The sequence below is a fragment of the Litchfieldella qijiaojingensis genome, assembly GCF_014651875.1.
Taxonomy (GTDB): Bacteria; Pseudomonadota; Gammaproteobacteria; order Pseudomonadales; family Halomonadaceae; genus Litchfieldella; species Litchfieldella qijiaojingensis.
Map to the genome: position 1 here is coordinate 78,214 of NZ_BMXS01000014.1, position 18,887 is coordinate 97,100.

The 18,887-nt window shown below is 57.2% G+C and carries 21 protein-coding genes; 11 read left to right on the top strand and 10 right to left on the bottom strand.

Annotation, left to right across the window (positions count from 1 at the left end):
• The first annotated feature begins 363 nt into the window (after positions 1-363).
• From glnH to IE093_RS13915, 5 genes are read left to right on the top strand one after another with little or no spacing between them, the layout of a single operon-like run.
• Positions 364-1,104: a glutamine ABC transporter substrate-binding protein GlnH gene (gene glnH, locus IE093_RS13895; protein ID WP_189470185.1), complete on the top strand. Its 741-nt coding sequence runs from the start codon at positions 364-366 to the stop codon at positions 1,102-1,104.
• 32 nt (positions 1,105-1,136) lie between these two features.
• A complete protein-coding gene (gene glnP / locus IE093_RS13900; RefSeq protein ID WP_189470187.1) occupies positions 1,137-1,793 on the top strand; it encodes a glutamine ABC transporter permease GlnP in 657 nt (218 codons plus the stop codon).
• Positions 1,790-2,518 (top strand): glutamine ABC transporter ATP-binding protein GlnQ, encoded by a 729-nt coding sequence (glnQ, locus tag IE093_RS13905; protein WP_189470188.1) that lies wholly within the window; start codon positions 1,790-1,792, stop codon positions 2,516-2,518. Before glnP ends, glnQ begins: the two co-directional genes overlap by 4 nt.
• Positions 2,508-3,545, top strand: a complete 1,038-nt coding sequence (locus IE093_RS13910; RefSeq protein ID WP_189470190.1) for a C45 family autoproteolytic acyltransferase/hydrolase — start codon at positions 2,508-2,510, stop codon at positions 3,543-3,545. Before glnQ ends, IE093_RS13910 begins: the two co-directional genes overlap by 11 nt.
• On the top strand, positions 3,517-4,443 hold the full coding sequence (locus IE093_RS13915; RefSeq protein ID WP_189470192.1) for a MurR/RpiR family transcriptional regulator: 927 nt from the start codon (positions 3,517-3,519) through the stop codon (positions 4,441-4,443). The genes IE093_RS13910 and IE093_RS13915 overlap by 29 nt, the downstream gene beginning before the upstream one ends.
• A 5-nt stretch (positions 4,444-4,448) precedes the next feature.
• Here IE093_RS13915 and bfr read toward each other — a convergent pair whose 3' ends face one another.
• The 10 genes from bfr to IE093_RS13965 form a co-directional block, all read right to left on the bottom strand.
• A complete protein-coding gene (gene bfr / locus IE093_RS13920; RefSeq protein ID WP_189470194.1) occupies positions 4,449-4,916 on the bottom strand; it encodes a bacterioferritin in 468 nt (155 codons plus the stop codon).
• Positions 4,917-5,055: 139 nt separating this feature from the next.
• Positions 5,056-5,826 (bottom strand): DUF1499 domain-containing protein, encoded by a 771-nt coding sequence (locus IE093_RS13925; RefSeq protein ID WP_229803584.1) that lies wholly within the window; start codon positions 5,824-5,826, stop codon positions 5,056-5,058.
• A gap of 59 nt (positions 5,827-5,885) precedes the next feature.
• On the bottom strand, positions 5,886-6,560 hold the full coding sequence (locus IE093_RS13930; RefSeq protein ID WP_189470196.1) for a class I SAM-dependent methyltransferase: 675 nt from the start codon (positions 6,558-6,560) through the stop codon (positions 5,886-5,888).
• Positions 6,561-6,773: 213 nt separating this feature from the next.
• Positions 6,774-7,535 (bottom strand): PDC sensor domain-containing protein, encoded by a 762-nt coding sequence (locus IE093_RS13935; protein ID WP_189470198.1) that lies wholly within the window; start codon positions 7,533-7,535, stop codon positions 6,774-6,776.
• A 9-nt stretch (positions 7,536-7,544) separates the two neighbouring features.
• Entirely contained in the window at positions 7,545-8,297 is a 753-nt protein-coding gene (locus tag IE093_RS13940; RefSeq protein ID WP_189470199.1) for a FadR/GntR family transcriptional regulator, read from the bottom strand.
• A gap of 177 nt (positions 8,298-8,474) precedes the next feature.
• Positions 8,475-9,173 (bottom strand): substrate-binding periplasmic protein, encoded by a 699-nt coding sequence (locus IE093_RS13945; RefSeq protein WP_189470201.1) that lies wholly within the window; start codon positions 9,171-9,173, stop codon positions 8,475-8,477.
• Positions 9,170-10,546, bottom strand: a complete 1,377-nt coding sequence (locus IE093_RS13950) for a glutamine synthetase family protein (RefSeq protein ID WP_189470203.1) — start codon at positions 10,544-10,546, stop codon at positions 9,170-9,172. Before IE093_RS13950 ends, IE093_RS13945 begins: the two co-directional genes overlap by 4 nt.
• A gap of 60 nt (positions 10,547-10,606) precedes the next feature.
• Positions 10,607-12,019, bottom strand: coding sequence for a cytosine permease (locus IE093_RS13955; protein WP_189470205.1), 1,413 nt, complete (start codon positions 12,017-12,019; stop codon positions 10,607-10,609).
• Between the two features lie 62 nt (positions 12,020-12,081).
• Entirely contained in the window at positions 12,082-12,240 is a 159-nt protein-coding gene (locus IE093_RS13960; RefSeq protein ID WP_189470207.1) for a hypothetical protein, read from the bottom strand.
• Between the two features lie 62 nt (positions 12,241-12,302).
• Positions 12,303-12,494 carry a ferredoxin gene (locus IE093_RS13965; protein WP_189470210.1) on the bottom strand — a complete coding sequence of 64 codons (192 nt, stop codon included), beginning with the start codon at positions 12,492-12,494 and terminating at the stop codon, positions 12,303-12,305.
• A gap of 360 nt (positions 12,495-12,854) precedes the next feature.
• On the opposite strand from IE093_RS13965, the gene IE093_RS13970 reads away from it, so the two are divergent.
• From IE093_RS13970 to IE093_RS13995, 6 genes are all read left to right on the top strand, one after another.
• Entirely contained in the window at positions 12,855-14,309 is a 1,455-nt protein-coding gene (locus tag IE093_RS13970; protein ID WP_229803586.1) for an aldehyde dehydrogenase, read from the top strand.
• Between the two features lie 13 nt (positions 14,310-14,322).
• A complete protein-coding gene (locus IE093_RS13975; protein WP_189470214.1) occupies positions 14,323-15,012 on the top strand; it encodes a type 1 glutamine amidotransferase in 690 nt (229 codons plus the stop codon).
• A gap of 33 nt (positions 15,013-15,045) precedes the next feature.
• A complete protein-coding gene (locus IE093_RS13980; protein WP_189470215.1) occupies positions 15,046-16,254 on the top strand; it encodes a cytochrome P450 in 1,209 nt (402 codons plus the stop codon).
• A gap of 18 nt (positions 16,255-16,272) precedes the next feature.
• Positions 16,273-17,526, top strand: a complete 1,254-nt coding sequence (locus IE093_RS13985; protein ID WP_189470217.1) for an NAD(P)/FAD-dependent oxidoreductase — start codon at positions 16,273-16,275, stop codon at positions 17,524-17,526.
• Positions 17,527-17,604: 78 nt separating this feature from the next.
• Positions 17,605-18,372, top strand: a complete 768-nt coding sequence (locus IE093_RS13990) for a type 1 glutamine amidotransferase (RefSeq protein WP_189470219.1) — start codon at positions 17,605-17,607, stop codon at positions 18,370-18,372.
• A gap of 84 nt (positions 18,373-18,456) precedes the next feature.
• Positions 18,457-18,810 (top strand): hypothetical protein, encoded by a 354-nt coding sequence (locus IE093_RS13995; RefSeq protein WP_189470221.1) that lies wholly within the window; start codon positions 18,457-18,459, stop codon positions 18,808-18,810.
• Positions 18,811-18,887: the final 77 nt, after the last annotated feature.

Genomic DNA, 18,887 nt, shown 5'->3' on the forward strand with positions numbered 1-18,887 from the left:
CAGCCTCGTCGGTGGTCAGGCCTGGCGGTGCAGTGTGGGCATCATGGCGACCTACCATATCACATCACCTATCAGGGTGATCCTCCTGCGTGACCGTCTCAGGGCTTTATAGGGAGGCGGCACGCTATTTCCTTGAAAATCCTGAGGTTTCGTTGTCTGGGTGAGACAGCGTCGCAAATATATTTGCCAGTTAATGGCAAAAATCTTGTCATTTTACGATTTATGGGCAAATATATTTTCATGTCGCCGCTAGGAGCCTGCCGGATTTGACCGAAAGCCCGGGTTTCGCAGCAGATCAGCGTTAAGTCCGACAGGCTCCCAGGCACCGCCTCCGCCTCAACAACAACACGCGAGGAACCACCCATGAAGACCCTGATCACCGGGGCCGCCCTCGGCCTCTCCCTGACCGTCGCCGCCCAGGCCACTGCTGCCGAACGCTTGCTCGTCGCCACCGACACCGCCTTCGTGCCCTTCGAGTTCGTGGAAAATGGCGAGTACGTCGGCTTCGACATCGACCTCTGGGCCGCCATTGCCGAGGAGAATGGCTGGGAGTACGAGCTGCGCCCGATGGACTTCTCCGGCATCATTCCCGCCCTGCAGACCGGCCAGGTCGACGTGGCCCTGGCGGGCATCACCATCCGCCCCGACCGCGAGGAGGTGATCGACTTCTCCGACGGCTACTACGACAGCGGCTTCACCCTGCTGGTCCCGTCCGGCAGCGACATCCAGAGTGCAGCCGACCTGGCCGGCAAGAGTCTCGCGGTGAAGATGGGCACCTCTTCGGCGGACTACGCCGACGAGCACTTCACCGAGACCGCCATCCGCAAGCTGCCCAATATCGACAACGCCTACCTGGAGCTGCGTACCGGGCGCGTCGATGCCGCCATGCACGACACCCCCAACGTGCTCTATTACGTCGCCACCGCCGGCAATGGTCAGGTCGAGGCGGTGGGCGAGACGATGATGGCCCACGAATACGGCATCGGCTTCCCCAAGGGCAGCGAGCTGGTCGATGAGGTGAATGCCGCCCTGGCCGCGATGCGCGAGGACGGCCGCTACGTCGAGATCTACGCGAAGTGGTTCGGCTCCCGTCCCACCGAGTGAACCCGTCCGAGCCTTCTGTTTCGAGGTGACCCATGAATACCGACTGGTCCGTCATCACCGGCTTCCTGCCGGAGCTGCTCGATGGCGCCGAGATGACCCTCTACATCACCCTGGTGGGGCTCGCCGGCGGCATGGCGGTGGGCGTCGTGGCCGGCCTGATGCGCGCCTACGGCCACTGGACGCTCAACTACGTCGCCATGGCCTACATCGAGCTGATCCGCGGCACCCCCATCGTGGTGCAGGTGATGTTCCTCTACTTCGCCCTGCCGGTGCTGGCCAGCATCCGCATCGACCCGCTGACGGCGGCGATGATCGCCATCGTCGTCAACGCCGGCGCCTATATCGCCGAGATCGTGCGCGGCGCCTTGCAGTCGATCAGCCGCGGCCTAGCCGAGGCGGGGCTGGCGCTGGGCTTGCCGCGCTGGAAGGTGCTGGTCTATATCGTCGGCCCCTTGGCGTTCCGGCGCCTGATCCCGCCACTGGGCAACCAGTGCATCGTCAGCCTCAAGGACACTTCGCTGTTCATTGTGATCGGTGTCAGCGAGCTGACCCGCACCGGTCAGGAGATCATGGCGGCCAACTTCCGCGCGGTGGAGATATGGACCGCCATTGCCGCGATCTACCTGATCATGACCGGCACCCTGACCCTGTTGCTGCGGGTCATCGAGAGGAGGCTGCGGATCCTATGAGCATCATTCAATTCCGCGGCGTGTCGAAGCACTTCGATGAGCTGCGAGTGCTGGACGAGGTCGACCTAAGCATCGAGCAGGGAGAGGTAGTGGTGCTGATCGGTCCCTCGGGCTCGGGCAAGTCCACCCTGCTGCGCTGCATCAACGGCCTGGAGCAAATCACTGGCGGCGACCTGCGGGTCGACGACATCAGTGTGCTGGCCGGCAACGCCCGGCTGCGCGAGATCCGCCAGGAGGCCGGCATGGTCTTCCAGCAGTTCAACCTCTTCCCCCAGCTCACCGCGCTGCAGAACGTCGCCTTCGGGCCGCGTCACGTGCGCGGCAAGAGCCGCCGGGAAGCGGAGGAGATCGGCCTCGAGCTGCTCGACAAGGTGGGCCTCAAGGAGCGCGCCCACCACTATCCCGCCGAGCTCTCCGGGGGCCAGCAGCAGCGAGTGGCCATCGCCCGGGCCCTGGCCGTGCGTCCCAAGGTGATGCTGTTCGACGAGCCCACCTCGGCACTGGACCCCGAACTCAAGCAGGAGGTGCTCAACGTGATGCGCAACCTGGCCGAGGAGGGCATGACCATGGTGGTGGTGACCCACGAGATGGCCTTCGCCCGCCAGGTGGGCTCGCGGCTGATATTCATGGAGCATGGCAAGATCGCGGTGGATGGCGACCCCTGCGAGATGCTCTGCAATCCCACCAACCCTCGGCTGAAGGACTTCCTGCGCCATGTCCATTGATCTCTCATCCCCGGTGGCGCGTCGGCTGGGTTGGCTCGACGCCGCCGGCAGTCACTACGAGATTGGCCTGGCCCTGGGGCGGCGCGGACAGCGCGCGGTCCATGAACGGCTGCTGGATAGCGAGATGTGGCGCACCATCACCCACCAGCGTCATGCCCTGACGGTAGCGCGCATGCTGGCCACCACCCGGGAGCGGCTGCCCTGGGTGGTGGAGGAGCTCGAGGGGTTAGCGGCGGGCCTCGAACTGCCGCTGGAGACGATATTCGCCTGGAACTGCCGCGGTGACCTGCTGGCCAACTGTCCCGATGGCTGTACTACCGTGATCCTGCCAGGAGAGACCCCCTGCATCGCTCACAACGAGGACGGTCTGCCGTGCCTCGATGGTGAGGCCTTCCTGGCCCGGGTGCGGCCCGATGACCAGCCGGGTTTCCTGGCCTTCTGTTATCCCGGCTCGATCCCCGGCCACACCTTCGTCCTCACCGAGGCCGGCATCGTCCAGACGGTGAACAACCTGCGCCTCACCGGTGTGGTGCCCGAGCTGCCACGCATGGTGCTGGCCCGCGCCATGCTGGCCCAGCCCGACCTGGCGGCCATCGAGGCGCTGCTGGCGGCTGCCCCGGTCGGCGGCGGCTTCCACTTCACCCTGGCCCAACAGGGCTTGGCCGAGGTGCTGAGCCTGGAGGTCGGCGGGGGCAGGGTCTCGCGGCGGCGTATCGAGGCGGCCAGCGTGCACGCCAACCATGCCTTGCACTTGGTGGCGGCCCAGATCGTTACCGACTCTTCGGCGGATCGGCAGCGGCGTGGCGAGGCGCTGCTCGCGGGTGGCGAGTGCGACCCCCTGGCCATTCTCGGCGACAGCGGCGGGGCAGGGCTGCCCATCTACCGCCGCGAGGCAGACGACCCCGATCACGAGAATACCCTTGCGACAGGCGTCTTCCGGTTGCTAAATGACGGTATTCATTGGGAAGTGCATGCACCCGGAGACCGTCGACCCTACCATGGCACCTGCTACACCCTCTTCGACTGACCGGCACACAGCGCCCCGCGACCTGGGGGCGCTGCGCGCCCTGTCGCTGGCCATCGCCCGCGGCGAGACAGACCTGCACCTCGGGCCCAAGGCCCAGGAGGTGCTGGCGCAACTGCTCGAGCTGAGCGGCGACCAGGCGCTGCTGTCGATCTCCACCCTGGCCCGGCGCCTGGAGGTCAATCCCTCGACCATCTCGCGCCTGGCCCGGGCACTCGGCTACGAGCGCTTCGGTGAGCTGCAGAGCATTCTGCTCAGCGAGCGCCTCGACGGTTCCCGCTCTTTCTATCGCCAGCACGCTACTGCGGCCTTGGCCGCCGACCGCGGGGACCTGCTCGCCCAGGCCCGTCAGTTGGGCCGCGAGCACTGTCACAACATCGAACGCTTTCTGGACGGCCTCTCCAACACCGACCTGGAGGCCTTCGCCGAGCGGGTGATGGGAGCGGGGCGGGTGCGCCTCTACGGGGTGCGCCAGTTCCACGCCTTCGCCAGTTTCCTGGCCTACGGACTGGCCATGCTGCGCGCCGATGTAGCCCTGCTCGGCGGCAGCGACCAGGGGGTGGCCGAGGGGCTCGCCGCCCTATCGCCGGGCGACGTGCTGATCGCCGCCAGTTGCAAGCCCTACACCCGGCAGGTGGTGGAGGTATGTCGCGCCGCCCAGGACCATGGCATCCGCGTGATCGCGGTGACCGACTTCGCCAGCTCGCCGCTGGTGCGCCACTCCGAGCTGGCGATCCTGGCGCCCCACGAGAGTAGCTTCGTCTCCAACAGCATGGTCGCCTTCGCCGCTGCCGCGGAGTGTCTGGTCAATGCCTGCGCTACCCATGGCGGCGAGGCAGCGGCCCAAGCGCTCAGCCGCCGCGACCTCTTCATCGAGACCCTGGGCATCGAGCAGCCCTGAGGGCCTCACATCTGGGCGAGCAGGTAGTTCGGCTTCCCCACCATCCGGATCAGCCGCAGTTGCTGTTCCAGCCAGTGGGCGTGATCTTCCTCGGTGTCGGCCAGCAGCTGCTGCAGCACGGTGCGAGTCTGGAAGTCCTGCTCCTGCTCGCAGAGGGCGATGGCCTCCTTCAGCGCGTCACCCACCTCGTACTCCAACTGCAAATCGTTGGCCAGCATATCCTCCACGTCCTGGCCGATACGCACCGGGGTGCGGGTGTGCATGTCGGGGGTGCCCTCCAGGAACAGGATGCGCTCGATCAGCTGTTTGGCGTGCCCTTTCTCGTCGTCGAATTCGTGGGCGATGCGCTCGTGGAGCTTGGTGAGCCCCCAGTCGGCGTACATTTCGGCGTGGATAAAGTACTGGTCCATAGCGGCGAGTTCCGCCGCGAGAAGGCCGTTCAGGGCGTCGATGATGTTTTGGTTGCCTTTCATGTAAATCTTTCCATTAGCGCCGGGGGATGTAATAGCCCGGCATCCTATGGTGAATCGCACAAAAGGTCAATTTTCACAATAATTTCAGTGGCTTGAGATTATCTTTGCTTGCGATTCGCATTCAGTTTGCAGGTCGGCCTCAGCCCCCGACGCGGCGCTCCAGGGCCGCGAGATAGTCCCGAATCCGTGCGGCGTTGGTTCCCAGATCGCTACGGCCAACCCGCGAGGCGGAGCGCATATCCACTCGTATGCCGTCATCAGTCTCGCGCAAGCGAATGACGACGTCGTCCTTGAAGCCGAACCAGCGGGTGGTAGCGGTGGCTTCGATGGTGTCTGGGGTTACCGCCACCAGCTCCCAGCCATGGTCCAGCACCGCCGCTTCGGCGGCACTCAGGACAGTGGGGAGTGGTGCCTGAATCACCAATGGCTGGATATCCGGATAGGCCTCGCTCTGTTGTCGGGCGGTGACTTCACCGGGATAATCCACCGCGTTGGGCGCTTCCTCCCGGGCTGAGACCAGTGCCTCGAAGACCGGGGGATCGTTGGTATCGGTGGTGATATCGTGAATGGGCGGTACCTCCTGGGCCCGCTGCCAGAGATGAAAGGGAGTAGCCAACAGCGCTACCGTGCCCACGATCACCAGGCCGCCAACCAGCGCTGTCTTGAGTCGCCGATACCAGATCGCGACAGCCAGGGCGATCAGCCCCACCCCGCCAGCCGCAAGAGCCGTGTAGGCACCATAGCGTAGCGTTGTGAAAGCCTCTCCCAGCGCAAGCGCCCCAAAGCGATAGGCCGCCCCCGCGCCGCCCATCAGCAGGGCGGCCATGGCCAGCAGCACGAGGGCAAACACCAACAGTGTGAGTGGCAGCCAACCACCGCGTCGTGCCGGGTTCATGTCGTGTGGATTCATATCATCTCCTTGCCTGCCCGCTCGATGAGCATGCGGTGTCGCCGGTTTCTACAAGTGGACTATGGCCTGACGACAGTATGGTTCAGCTCATGGCTGGTGGCGGGGGCAGGTGATGCTGGCTTGAGGGTGATAATGCAGGTTGGGCCGCCTAGCCTGTCGTACTGCTTCAGAAGCCACCCGGCAGCTCTTGCACTTCGTCTCTTGCGCGATCCGCGATAAAGATCGCGTACGCTTTCCACCTCCAGCCCAACATGACTGGCTATGCTCCTCAGGTCGTTGGCCCCCAGATGACCCACCACCGGAGTGGCGCTCCAACGTAACGCGGTATGGGAAAGGATCGCATGGGGCGATTGCGGTGAGATCGCCACCACGGCAATTCGGCTGCCCTCATGCATCCGGGTAGATGCCGCTTTCAGGGCGATGTGCGGGTCGGCCATATGCTCCAGCGAGCCGACGAAGAGAATGACATCGAACTGTCCTGGGTGGTGGTCCGGTAGCCGCTCGATAGGCAGGGCATGGAAGGTCAGATTGTCGAAACCCTCCGCTCGACGGCGAGCGAATCCGATGGCAGCTTCGCTTTTGTCTATGCCAACGCCGAGGCGGATCTCGGGGGCTAGCGCGGTCAGCAAGGCGCCGCTCCCGCAGCCGACGTCCAGCACACGAGCCGAGCCCCGTGCATGGCAAAGTTCCGTGATGGCTTCAAGCGTTGCCTCGAATGTGCCGCAGTCGATCATGGTGTGTCTTGCGTCCTATCTATCACTCTGTTAAATCAACCCTCTCCCCCTGATACCCCTTCGCCGCTCAGCCTCCCGCTTCCACTTTTTCTCAGCGTAAACCAATATCGGGCACAAGTGATGCCGATATGTATCAGCTTCCAGGGGCGGTAACTGTGCTCGTGATACGTGTCGTTAGAATATGATGTCGATACCTGATTTAAACGAGTCGTGCTATTCCTTAAAAACAATAAGTCGCCAATTTTCAACGGAATGATCCAAGGAAATCATGTGGCAATTGCTGGAGCGAGACAGTTGAAAAGATGACAAGAAATCTCCTACTAGCCATTTTGAAGTGTTAGATGAGATAACTCGGAAATCGTCATTTACCAGTACAGCTTGCTTGCTCAGCTTCATGAGATGGGGGATGACGACAGGCTCAAGATTATTCAATGGAACATCTGCACCTGCAATGCCAAGGAAAATATCGTCATAGTAAACAGGAAGGGAAAAAGTGCAGATATACATGTCAACCCCCAACATGTCGACATAAGGGCCAATCACATGTCCTGTGCCCTCATCTCTTGGCTTGTAGAACCAAGGCATGTTGGGGTAGTCGTAAAAGGTGTCACTCTGTTCGTCGAGATTAACCTTGAGTGGAATGAAACTTCCTGGCTTGGCTGCTTGTCGCCACCACTCCAAATAAAGTTTTGCATCCGATAAAACATCAGGTGCGGCAACGAATCCTGCCCCATTGATATGAACGTCAGCCGCTAAGATCAGTTGCTTGACCGATGCTTGCAGGATCGCCAGGTCTTTTTTTGATACGCCATGCTTCTGGAGATTGGCATTCTGTATCCAAATCTCCAGAACTGTATTCCTGACTTGCTCCACTGTGTCGAGTATGGTGGAAACCGAAGATTCAATACTCTTGGCACAGAGGAGATCAAGTTCTTCGTCTTCTGCGCCTAAACGAGATTCTTGATCATATGTCATGCTGCTAACTCACGTGGTCATGTCATTTGTCTCAAGCGCCAAGCGAGCATCGATCATGCGCTTCACTTGCTTGTGGCAGAGCGCTGCCGATAACGAGCTGGCCAAGGAACAGTTACCGTTAGCAATGGCATCGGTAATGGCGTACAGCTTATCTGCGTGGGCTTTCAAGTCAGAAGCGTCTAGAGCAGCCATCCACAAGAACATGCCAAGCTCCGACTGTAGCTGCATCTCTGCTTGCGTTAAGCGTACAGACTGGGATACCACCGCAACATTGACATGAAATCTCATATCCGCGCGTCTCTGCTCGGAGCGACCTTCCGCTTTTTCCATCAGCCTCACATGTTGAAACAATAGGTCGACATCGTCGGGGGTCGCTCGCGTTGCAGCTAGCCATGCTGCATAACTGCTGATGGCGGCATGTTCATCAGCATAATCACGAAGGTCAAAGACGCTATAACGTTTGAATTCGTCGATTAGCCTCGCATGAGCGACTTCAAGGTTCGCTTTAACGAAACTTCCACCACTTCTTCCACGCCGGGTTTCCACGAATCCTTGTTCACGAAGTAATGACAGGGCTTCCCTGAGGGTGACGGTGGCCACCCCAAACTGCGAGGCAAGGTCAGCTTCACTGGGGAGCTGGTCACCTTCGGCGAAGATGCCGAGGTCCATTGCCTCAATCAGCCGCCTTACGACTTCCTCGGTTTTCCCTTCGGATCGGATCCGTAGGAATGATGCATCCTGGCTTGAGGAAAAGTAGTTCATCCTGACTTCTCCGAAAGCTCAAAGCTCAAAAATGTCGAGAAACATGGAAGCTCCGAGTCAAGTCATTTGTCGGACGTGTGCAAACCAGCGAGCCCGGCATGGCACCATAGTGTGATGCGCAATACCGGGCAGTATATCACACCATCGGGTCATCAATCCTTGCAGGCTGCCGACCTCCTAACCGAAAGGGTAAGGTAAAGACGGCATCCATTTCTGCCAAACCCTCCTTAGCGAGCCATCGGCGACAATGTCGTCAAGGGCAACGTTTATTCTAGCAAGCCGCTCTGGATTTCCTTTCGCCACGACAGCTCCCCAAGCATTTCGTGTTGGCACCGTGAACGCGATCCTGAGATCGTCCGCCTCGAGAGGCACTAACGCAACATCATCATCGACGAGCGCATCGATGTCACCGCTTCTCAAAGCAAGCACCATATCGCCAAACACATCATCGCTGGCACCATCGAACGGCACACAGATAGCGTTGGCGAACGATTCGGCGAGTTGCATGTTCAGGCTGTTCGCGATCGCTCCAACTCGCTTCCCGGCAAGGTCCTCGGGCCGTGCGATGTCGCTTTCAGCCTTGACCATTACAGATTCATCGAAAATGGCATAGGGCCTGGTGAAGTCACCCAGTGTGGCACGATATTCCGATATTCCTTGACCACAAAGGAGCAGATCACCTTCACCAGCGGCAAGCGCGGGATAGAAATCACCCCATTGCCGATAGATCCACTCGACGCGCAACCCCATCACTTCACCAATGAGCCGTGCAACATCAGCTTCGTAGCCATGGCGGCTACCGTTTTCGTCGCGCTCGAATAGCGGGGGGGCAGGCAAGTCTGCGCATATGACTTTAAGAGATGTCTGATCTCTCACGGCAGATACTCCTTATACATGTCACTCTCCCAATCAGTCACAGCGGCGCAATACCGAGCCCATTCATCCGCTTTCAGTTCGGCGTAGAGGGAGGACATGGCCTCAGGAAATGCGCCCTTGATGACAGGGTTGCTTTCGAAAGCCTGCACGGCCTCGCCCAGCGTCAGAGGAATGCGAACACTCGCGTCGATATCACGTGAATAGCTGCTCGTTCCGATGGCTTTCCCAGGGTCGAGCTTATGTTCGATACCATTTTCGATGGCAGCCAGTAGGGCGACATGTGAGAGATAAGGATTCACGCTTGCATCAGGCAGCTTGTACTCGAGGCGGCCGATAGCGGATAGCCTCACGCTGCAGGTCTTGTTATCCATACCCCAATTGACCTGAGAAGGGGCGAACTGTCCCACATCCCAGAAACGCTTATAGGAGTTTACGGTCGAGGCCATGATGAGCATGGCGCCAGGCGTATGCTTCAGCATTCCACCCAACGAGTAACGTGCGATATCGCTCAAGTGGAGGTCGGTCCGGCCATCCTCTGCGAAGGCATTGACGTCGTCTCGCCACAGGCTGACGTTATGATGGCATCCATTGCCCATTCCACCCGTATAGGGCTTGGGCATGAAGCTTGCCGTGACGCCAAACTCCTTGGCTACTTGGCGACAAATCTGCCGGTAAAGCACGAGGCGATCAGCGGTCAGTTCACAGGAGTCGAACATCCAGTTCAGCTCGAGCTGATAGGGGTCTTCATAGTCTCCCTCGATCATCTCGAACCCCATCTGGGACGCGTAATCGATGACCTTCTGGTAAATAGGGCGCATCAACTCAAGGTTACTGAGCTGGTAGGCTGGACTCGCTCCCGGCCGGGGATTGATTTTCATGGAATCGCCAAGCCAGGACATTTCAGGCTCACACCCGGACTTCAGTCGCATGCCTTGCCGCCCGATGAACTCCTCATGCGCGCGAATCAACAGACCCCGGGGGTCAGTGGGTAGGGGGTGGCCACCAACCTCGGGGCGGTGACCTGGCTCGTAGACGCGGCAAAAGAACATACCAACACTGCTGTCCCAGGGTAACACTCGGAAAGTATCCAGGTCGGGCATGGCGGTGAACTCAGCAGCCTCGGTGCCGCCGCCCATCAGTTCTCCAAAACGGTTGGACTGCATATCGCTGATGGCCGTGCGATGAAACTGGATTCCTTTGGCAAGGTTGCGTTCAAGTTGCGTGGCTGGCACGACTTTGGCAAGTACCTTTCCTCCAAGCGTAACGACTTGGTAATAAATGTACTTGACGCCAGTCTCCCGGATCCGGGACTTGATTTCCTGGACTTTTACATCATCCATGTTTTGTTCGATGTGAAAATTAAGGGCGGTCATGTAAAGAATCCTTTTAGTCTTGTAAGTGCAATCTTATCTAGGATCGTTGTAGGGGTGGTGTTATAAAGCTTCTGAGGCTCCAACCTCTTTCTTGCTTCCAGTCTGCCAGTACCTCACTGCCCAATAGACCATAGCTGTCATGAAGAACGTAGGAAGGCCGGCGCTCATGTAAAGGAAAAGTGGTCCCGGCGAATCGGCCACTGGATTATAAGTCCAGAAGTAGAAGACGCCGCCTAGAATAATGGCGAAATAAGCTCCATAATTGATTCCGTTCTGATAGCGGTAGGCTGATGAGGAGCGGTCATACATTCCCACCATGTCTACACGGTATCGACGAATGATCACCAGCTCGACAACCATTACCGCGCCAATTGCTGCCATTATGAACGATATGTAAGAAAGGAACGTGGTGTAACCATCGTAGAATGTCGGTGTCAGCATCAAGAGCATAGCCGGCAGCGTTGTTGCAACGGCCTTTAACCAGCTCCATTGGGGAAACATGGTTTTGATACTGATGCCTTGTGAGTAAACCAGGATAGTTGCCGAGGTCAGGTTGGCCAAGATAAGTAGAAGCAGTCCCAGGATCCCGAAGAATGGCCCGCCGGCAGAAATCATCCATTTGGCAGGATCATAGACACCGACGAGAAGCGCCGTTAATGCTCCAAGAATGGCTGCGATGTTCAATAACACGCCCCAACCTATAAAACTTCCCCAGACTGCAGTTTTCTCTGTCTTGGCGAGACGGCACCATTGACCGAAATATGCTGCCCAAGAAAATCCCAGTCCGACATTCCACTCGATGGCGGATACCAGCCCACGGTGGGGGTCATCATAGGGAGCTGCCGGCGCGGCGCTGAATGCCTTATCGAGACCTTCTACCCACAGGATATAAAAGATCAGGCCGGCAATAATGGCAAATATGGTGGGAACCCCGACACGGTTGAACAACTTTATCGCGATGGGGCCACGATAGGCGATTAGCCAAGCCACGAGGAAGGCCATGATCGCGAACAATGGAGCGCCAATGGAGCGGTCAACGGCCCATTGTGGGGCATTGAACTCGGCCAGGAGTGTCGTGAACGACTCACCGAGCATGAATGATGCCATCGTCATCCAGCCAAGATTGATGATGGCAAATACGATGAGAAATACATTACTTCCCAGCCACCCAAGTACGACACGCGCACCGATGAAAGTGTCGACGCCATACCTGCAGAAGAATTTGGCCAATCCGAGAAGCAACAGTACGGGGATGGCATTACCGAACAGAATAACGGGGATCGCCTGACTCGCGGGTAGGACGCTCCCAGTATAGCCTCCGATCAAGAAGCTCCAGGCGGCAATCCCGAAGCCCACCATCATCATGACATAGTCTGTCAATCCGAAGGGGCGCTCATTAGCCATGGCCGGTAGCACCCCAAAATGGGAAGCCTCCTCCGCTTGGGGAGTAGTGCTTTTTGAGTTGTCATTCATCTTTTTTGACCTCTCGATAGATTGTTATTGTCCACAAGGTCTATTTCGTCAGAGATTTACAATCAAAGACTCAACACCAGAAGGGCCGATATAAGAACACAGAGCCCTATTGGCATGATCCATTCCGCCAGTTCGATTTCTTTCGGTCGTTCGCCTTTCTCTATTCTTGCTATTCGCTCAGTCAGTTCCTTCTTGGTCTGGTCATCCAGATCGATGTTCATAGCATCACCGTCTCATCTTGTAGGTTGTCATTGTCGTGACACATCTGGTTGTCGATGAGTGCTCATTCGTCCACGATCGTGATGGCTTGCTCTGGGCAAACGTCCGAGGCTTCCTCAGCAGCCTCTCTCAGGCTTTCATCGACATGGGGTTCGTATTGGAGGGTGCCATCTTCGTCGAAACGGAAGATGTCCGGTGCCGCGATGATGCATTGGCCATGGTCCTGGCACTTACCTCTGTCAACGCAGATCTTCATGAGGGCTATCTCCTCTTGTGTCGTTGTTGTCTACCGAGCGTCTACTCCCGGTTCATAGTCGTTGGGTACGTAAAACATATGACTCCATATTTTATGTGTCAAGAAATATGCGTCCACTCCTATCGTATAGGGGCATTTCCCTGGCTGCGGAGGTTTTCTTGATGTGCCATGGCTAGGATTCGGGCAAGAGGATGTGAATCAAGCGATTGATTCTATTGTTAAAATAAACCGTCCTTGCTTACTTCCTATAAAACATTTGACATTATATGTTTTGATTCATATGTTTTGTAGCTACAACCGTCGGGGCTTCCTCCGGAAGCGCGAAATGACAACGACAAGTGAACGATGGGTTTCTATAACATGCTGAAAGATATGTGTTTTTCCAGCCATTTATGGATAAGCGGACGGGCCTGTGAGGCTGTTTCCGGCAAGCAGTTCGATTGCTTGTCTCCGCGTGACGGGAAGCTGTTGGTCCGGGTGGCGGAAGGCGATGAAGATGACATCGGCGTAGCCGTCAAGGCTGCCAGGGCAGCATCGGGTTCGTGGGCGCGCCAGAGTCCCAAGCAGCGTCGTCGCTACCTGCTCCAGCTTGCTGACATCATCGAGTCCCATCAGGACGAGCTCGCTCTCTTGGAAAGCCTTGATACGGGAAAGCCGATCACCCACGCAAAACGTGATGACATCCCCCTTTCGATCAACTGCTTGCGCTTCTATGCCGAGGCCATCGACAAACACTATGACGAAATCGCCCCAACGGCGTCGGATGTGCTGGCCACCATAAGGCGCGAGCCATTGGGAGTCGTCGGCGCGGTCGTGCCGTGGAACTTTCCCCTGATGATTGCCTGCTGGAAGGTGGCGCCAGCCTTGGCCGCCGGCAACACGGTGGTCCTGAAGCCGGCGGAGCAATCACCCCTGACTGCTATCCGGCTTGCCGAGTTGGCGACTGCCGCCGGGTTGCCTGATGGGGTGATCAATGTGGTGCCTGGCTATGGCGAGACGGCTGGTGCGGCGCTGGGCCGCCACCCTGATGTCGACGCAATCAGCTTTACCGGCTCGGGGCCGGTAGGCCGCCTGTTCCTGAGCTATGCCGCAGAATCCAATATGAAGGCAGTCTTCCTGGAGTGTGGAGGAAAGAGTCCGCAAATCGTATTCGACGATGCCGACGACTTGGACAAGGCAGCCCAGGCCGTGGCGCAGGGGATCTGTTACAACCAGGGGCAGGTCTGTAGTGCCGGCTCGCGCCTGCTGGTTCAGCACTCGATCGCCGATGAATTCATCGATCGAGTGCTCTCTCACGTTGATGCCTGGTCGCTAGGGGACCCGCTGGACCCGGCAACCAGGATGGGGGCCCTCATCGAGTCGAAGCATCTGGAACGGGTGCAACGATTCATCGACATTGGCCGTGAAGAAGGCGCAACCCTCATTTCCGAGGGTAAGCGTCATAGTCCTTGTGAGGGTGGCTTCTATTTACCTTCCACTATCTTCGACCATGTCCAGAAGGACATGACTCTCGCTCAAGAAGAGATTTTCGGCCCAGTGCTTGCTGTGACTCGCTTTAAAGACGAGGCCGAGGCATTGGAGCTTGCCAACGCCACCCGTTTCGGCCTGGCAGCGGCCGTCTGGACATCTTCGCTTTCTCGTGCACATCGAATATCGCGGGACATCAAGGCCGGCACGGTCTGGGTCAATAACTATGATGGCAGCGATATTACCGTCCCCTTCGGTGGTTTCGGCGAATCCGGGAACGGGAGAGACAAATCTCTGCATGCTCTCGACAAGATGTCGCAACTGAAGAGCACTTGGATACAGTTCTAACCGGGATGGGGTCATGAAGATTTCTTCTGCCATATTGCTGCTGCATAGCCGACAGGATTCGGCGGGAACGCTACCTGAATTGCTGGACAGCTTGTCCATCGAAGTCGAAATAGCCTATATCGACCAACCACTGCCGACCCCCGCGGAAGAGCAGCTCGTCGTGGTCATGGGGTCCATAGAGTCAGCCTACGACCACACCTTGCCATGGTTAACTCGGGAGCTGAAATGGCTGAAATCGCTCACTGACAGAGACCATCCGGTGCTCGGCATTTGCTTTGGCAGTCAGCTACTTGCCAGGGCACTTGGCGGTGAGACGTACCGTAACCATGCAGCGGAGATTGGCTGGATACCTGTCAGGACTACTGATACTCGCCTGTTATCCAGTGGTCCATGGTTCAACTTCCATTTTGATGCTTTCCATGCTCCTGTCCATGCCACGCTATTGGCCAGTACCGACATGGCGCATCAGGCATTCATTCACCGCAGCCAGGTTGGGGTGCAGTTTCATCCGGAAATCACTCCTGAGATGTTCGACTCCTGGCTGGCGGCATGGGATGCCACTGAGTCTGGACGTGCTTATCTTGCTCGCTCTGGTGATATGCCCCTTCGGCTCAGAGAACAAATCGTCGATCATGAGAAAGATAATCGGAAGAGATTCAAGGAATTTCTGGTAAGTATGATCGAAAGAATGACGGACAGTTGAAAGTGTTTATCATAAAAATGTAAAGGTGAAGTCATGAATATTGCGGCTCAACCACAGTTGGATAGCGACTACCTTGATGTATCTGATCCCAGCTTCGTTATTCACTCTCAAGAAGTGCATGACGCTCGGGAGAGAAACTGGTTCGCCAGAACGAACTATGGTCTCGCCATTCTTCGATATGAAGAAATGAAGCAATTGCTACGTCACCCGAAGCTTCGGCAGGGTAGTGCTGCGTGGCCCCGTCATAACGGTGTGACAGAAGGACCGTTCTCCGATTGGTGGAACCATGTGTTGTTGAACCTTGAGGGAAGCGACCATGCGAGGTTACGCAGACTGGTAAACCCTGCTTTCTCTCCCAAAATGTTGGAAAAGATGAATCCTCGCTTCCAAGCGCTGGCCGAGGAGCTCATCGATGCCATGTCTGCTCGTGGTCATTGCGAATTCATGAGCGAGTTCGCCGAACCCTACGCAGCGCGTGTCATATGCATCATGTTGGGTCTGCCTGAAACCGAGTGGAAAAAAATCGCAGGCTGGTCATCTACCTTAGGTCTCGCGTTAGGTGTAACCCTGAAGCAGGATCTTCCGCGCATCGAGAAGGCGCTGGAAGGTCTTTATCAATATGCCGATCAGCTCATCGATGATCGACTTCGAGATCCTGGCGAAGACTTCGTGACACGGCTGGTGCTGGCTCAGCGTGACGATGACGCCATGAGTCGCGATGAGCTGCGTGTCATGCTGGTACTGCTGATCTTCGGGGGGATGGATACGACACGCAATCAGCTCGGTTTGGCCATGGAGTCTTTCATGCAGCATCCTGAACAATGGGAACTTCTCGCCGAACGGCCCGAGCTTTCCGGCAACGCTGTAGCCGAGGTCATGCGGACCAACCCGACCGTTACCTGGGTAACCCGTGAGGCCGTGGAAGACTTTGAATACCAAGGGCTCTCGATAGCGAAAGGCACGACAGTGCATTTGTTCTCCCAGGCCGCCGGAACCGATCCTCGCGCCATGCCTAGCCCGGAATTCAATATCGCAGAGGAACACCCACCCCATTTCGGGTTTGGTGGAGGTGCACACCATTGTTTGGGCCATTTCATCGCCAAGAGCGATATGAGCATCGCTCTCCCTCTGCTAGCCAAAAGACTGTGTCAGGTACGGCTTGATGGGGATGCGACCTGGTTGCCGCGGAGTGGTAATACTGGTCCTGTTACCATGCCGCTGGCCTTCAGAGTCCGCGCGTGATCACGGGAGGTAGGTCGTATGTCATCGTCGATCGTCATTGTCGGTAGCTCTTTGGCGGGTTTGCGCAGTGCTGAGCAACTGCGCAGCCAGGGTTGGTCAGGACCGATCACCCTGGTAGGGGAAGAAGAGTACTTGCCCTACAACCGACCTCCGCTTTCCAAGCAGGCCCTGGTCGATGCCAGTCGTCAGCCTGTGGAAGCCATGCATGAAAAACTGGCCTTTGCCCTTAAGCCGCGCTTGGGTGAAATCAAATGGCTATTGGGTAGACGAGCCATCTCATCTGATTTGAAGAAGCAGCAGATTGCATTCGATGATGGCAATACACTTCGCTATAGCGGTTTGGTAATTGCCACTGGGCTACGTGCAAGACAACTGCCGCTATCCGGTGGCGAATCACGGCGTTATCGCATCCGCACGTTGAACGATGCCTGGCGACTTGGCCAGGTACTGAAAAAAGGGTGCCGTATCGCCATCGCCGGTGCTGGCTTCATAGGCTGTGAGCTAGCAGCCACAGCTCGCAAGCTGGGCTGTCACGTAACGGTCGTCGATGCCGCTAAAGCACCGTTGATCAACGTACTGGGAAAAGCCTTCTCAGAGGGGTTGCTGGCCTATCATCGTTCTCACGGCGTCGAGCTTTATCTGGACTCCCAGATATCCGAGATAAAGCATGATCCTGACGGTGGCCCCCTGTGCCTGAGGTTGACTGATGAGACGGTTATCGATGCCGATATATTGGTCGAGGCAGTGGGAGCGGCGCCGAACACGGAATGGTTGGTTGGAAACGGCTTAGACCTCGACAATGGTGTGCTATGCCATAGCGACCTGATGCTCCCGGGGTATCCCAATGTCATCGCCGTAGGAGACATAGCGCGTTTCAAGAATCCCCTTTTCGATGACTCACCTCGCAGGATTGAGCACTGGAATATTGCCGCGGAAACGGCTCGATGTGGTGTCGCCAGCCTCTTGTGCCACCTTGAGGGGGAGAGGGCGCCTGCACATGCAGCCCCAAGGCCCATTGTCCCTTCGTTCTGGAGCGATCAGTTTGACGTCAAGATTCAGGGGATTGGCATGCCATCACTTGGCGATACCGTGAAGCCTATCGCAGGAAGCCTGGATGCACCGTTCACTAGTGGAGAGACATTTTCCCTGGGATATTATCGCGATGGGACCTTGATCGGTATCGCATCCATCAATGGAGAAAAGCAACAGCCACTTTATCGCAAGATGTTGCTCGATGAGCGGGAGAGGCTTCAAGCTGTTGGTGCTGCGTGATATCAAGCAGAATATCAAATCCGATTATTGCTGATTGTATCAAGCTTTTCATGGTTAACATTGCAGCGGTCAAATGAAATGAAGATTTGTATATTTGAAAATGGTCTGGTTCCTGATGACCTGAAGCCAGTCCATGGCTCATATCCAGAGATGATCATGCGTTGGCTTAGCCCCAGCCTGCCTGAGGCGATTTTTCATTCATGTTCACCAGTGTTGGGGGAGCCATTACCCTTTCCTGACACCTATGATGGTTACATTTTGTCCGGATCTCGTCATAGCAGCTACGATGAGCTGTTATGGATGCAGCCCATGCGAGCGCTTCTTCGTCAGGTAAAAGATATTAATCGTCCGATATTTGGCATCTGCTTCGGGCATCAAATCATGGTAGATGCCTTTGGAGGCCTGACGCAAAAAGCGAAAAACGGCTGGGGTGTCGGGGTCCAAAAATATTATTCCTCCCTCTCCAGCGAGTGCTTCTCAACAGGAGCATTTGTTTTTCACCAAGATCAAGTTGCAATACTACCTCCTGAAGCCAAAGTGATAGGTGGGTCAGAGCATTGCCCTAACGGTATTATCCAATATGATTTTCCGGCGCTTTCCGTACAGTTTCATCCAGAATTCAGCCGCGAATATGTGAGAGAATTGGCTGTTCGATACTCAGGCTCTACGATACCTGAAGTCACGTGCCGGTCTGCCATCAACAGCTTGGATGAAATCTCGGTCGATAGCTCGCCATTGGCGGCCTATGTTACCGACTTCTTTAGACGGTGGACTGAACCGTCCCAAGTTTTTAGACACTCGGAAGGCATTTTTCCAGCAACGTCAACCAGTGTCGGGCGCAATTGACGGCCGTGTAGAGTGGATGTCCCGAGCTATGCCAACCAGAATAGCGACCTAGACAATGCTATCCGGGCGCTGATCAAGAGAGCCATGACAGCCCAACATCGCAATACCCAGCTTGCCGCACAGGTCAGACAGATCCTCGAGACGGCACCCGAAGAGATGCTGCCGATGACCTACCAGCAACTCGCCGAGATGCTGGCACTAGAGCCACCGCGCACCATCCACCGTGTCGCCTTGGGGCTAGAAGAGCTAATGCGCGAGGACGCCGAGCAGGGGCGGCCCTTCATCGCCGCACTGGTCGTCAGTCGCAGGGGCGAGGGCCTGCCAGCCAAGGGGTTCTTCGACCTCGCCGTCGAGCTGGGACGCTTCCCGGCCGAGCCGGCGCAGCATTCTGAGGCCTACCAAGCCGAGTTCCGTCAGGCCATGGCCCAGCGAGGGTGAATGGGCCTTCTCCACATCCGCTACCGTGGCTGGAAACCAGCAACGGTCGACCGCACTTTGCTAACATGCCAAACTGC

What these genes read in the sequence shown, in the direction of transcription:
- IE093_RS13910 (WP_189470190.1), top strand. Translation starts at nt 2,508, where the DNA reads ATGTCCATTGATCTCTCATCCCCGGTGGCGCGTCGGCTGGGTTGGCTC.
- IE093_RS13975 (WP_189470214.1), top strand. Translation starts at nt 14,323, where the DNA reads ATGAAGATTTCTTCTGCCATATTGCTGCTGCATAGCCGACAGGATTCG.
- glnH (WP_189470185.1), top strand. Translation starts at nt 364, where the DNA reads ATGAAGACCCTGATCACCGGGGCCGCCCTCGGCCTCTCCCTGACCGTC.
- IE093_RS13955 (WP_189470205.1), bottom strand. Translation starts at nt 12,019, where the DNA reads ATGAATGACAACTCAAAAAGCACTACTCCCCAAGCGGAGGAGGCTTCC.
- IE093_RS13965 (WP_189470210.1), bottom strand. Translation starts at nt 12,494, where the DNA reads ATGAAGATCTGCGTTGACAGAGGTAAGTGCCAGGACCATGGCCAATGC.
- bfr (WP_189470194.1), bottom strand. Translation starts at nt 4,916, where the DNA reads ATGAAAGGCAACCAAAACATCATCGACGCCCTGAACGGCCTTCTCGCG.
- IE093_RS13960 (WP_189470207.1), bottom strand. Translation starts at nt 12,240, where the DNA reads ATGAACATCGATCTGGATGACCAGACCAAGAAGGAACTGACTGAGCGA.
- IE093_RS13930 (WP_189470196.1), bottom strand. Translation starts at nt 6,560, where the DNA reads ATGATCGACTGCGGCACATTCGAGGCAACGCTTGAAGCCATCACGGAA.
- glnP (WP_189470187.1), top strand. Translation starts at nt 1,137, where the DNA reads ATGAATACCGACTGGTCCGTCATCACCGGCTTCCTGCCGGAGCTGCTC.
- IE093_RS13940 (WP_189470199.1), bottom strand. Translation starts at nt 8,297, where the DNA reads ATGAACTACTTTTCCTCAAGCCAGGATGCATCATTCCTACGGATCCGA.
- IE093_RS13925 (WP_229803584.1), bottom strand. Translation starts at nt 5,826, where the DNA reads ATGAATCCACACGACATGAACCCGGCACGACGCGGTGGTTGGCTGCCA.
- IE093_RS13950 (WP_189470203.1), bottom strand. Translation starts at nt 10,546, where the DNA reads ATGACCGCCCTTAATTTTCACATCGAACAAAACATGGATGATGTAAAA.
- IE093_RS13995 (WP_189470221.1), top strand. Translation starts at nt 18,457, where the DNA reads ATGACAGCCCAACATCGCAATACCCAGCTTGCCGCACAGGTCAGACAG.
- IE093_RS13990 (WP_189470219.1), top strand. Translation starts at nt 17,605, where the DNA reads ATGAAGATTTGTATATTTGAAAATGGTCTGGTTCCTGATGACCTGAAG.
- glnQ (WP_189470188.1), top strand. Translation starts at nt 1,790, where the DNA reads ATGAGCATCATTCAATTCCGCGGCGTGTCGAAGCACTTCGATGAGCTG.
- IE093_RS13935 (WP_189470198.1), bottom strand. Translation starts at nt 7,535, where the DNA reads ATGACATATGATCAAGAATCTCGTTTAGGCGCAGAAGACGAAGAACTT.
- IE093_RS13970 (WP_229803586.1), top strand. Translation starts at nt 12,855, where the DNA reads ATGCTGAAAGATATGTGTTTTTCCAGCCATTTATGGATAAGCGGACGG.
- IE093_RS13980 (WP_189470215.1), top strand. Translation starts at nt 15,046, where the DNA reads ATGAATATTGCGGCTCAACCACAGTTGGATAGCGACTACCTTGATGTA.
- IE093_RS13985 (WP_189470217.1), top strand. Translation starts at nt 16,273, where the DNA reads ATGTCATCGTCGATCGTCATTGTCGGTAGCTCTTTGGCGGGTTTGCGC.
- IE093_RS13915 (WP_189470192.1), top strand. Translation starts at nt 3,517, where the DNA reads ATGGCACCTGCTACACCCTCTTCGACTGACCGGCACACAGCGCCCCGC.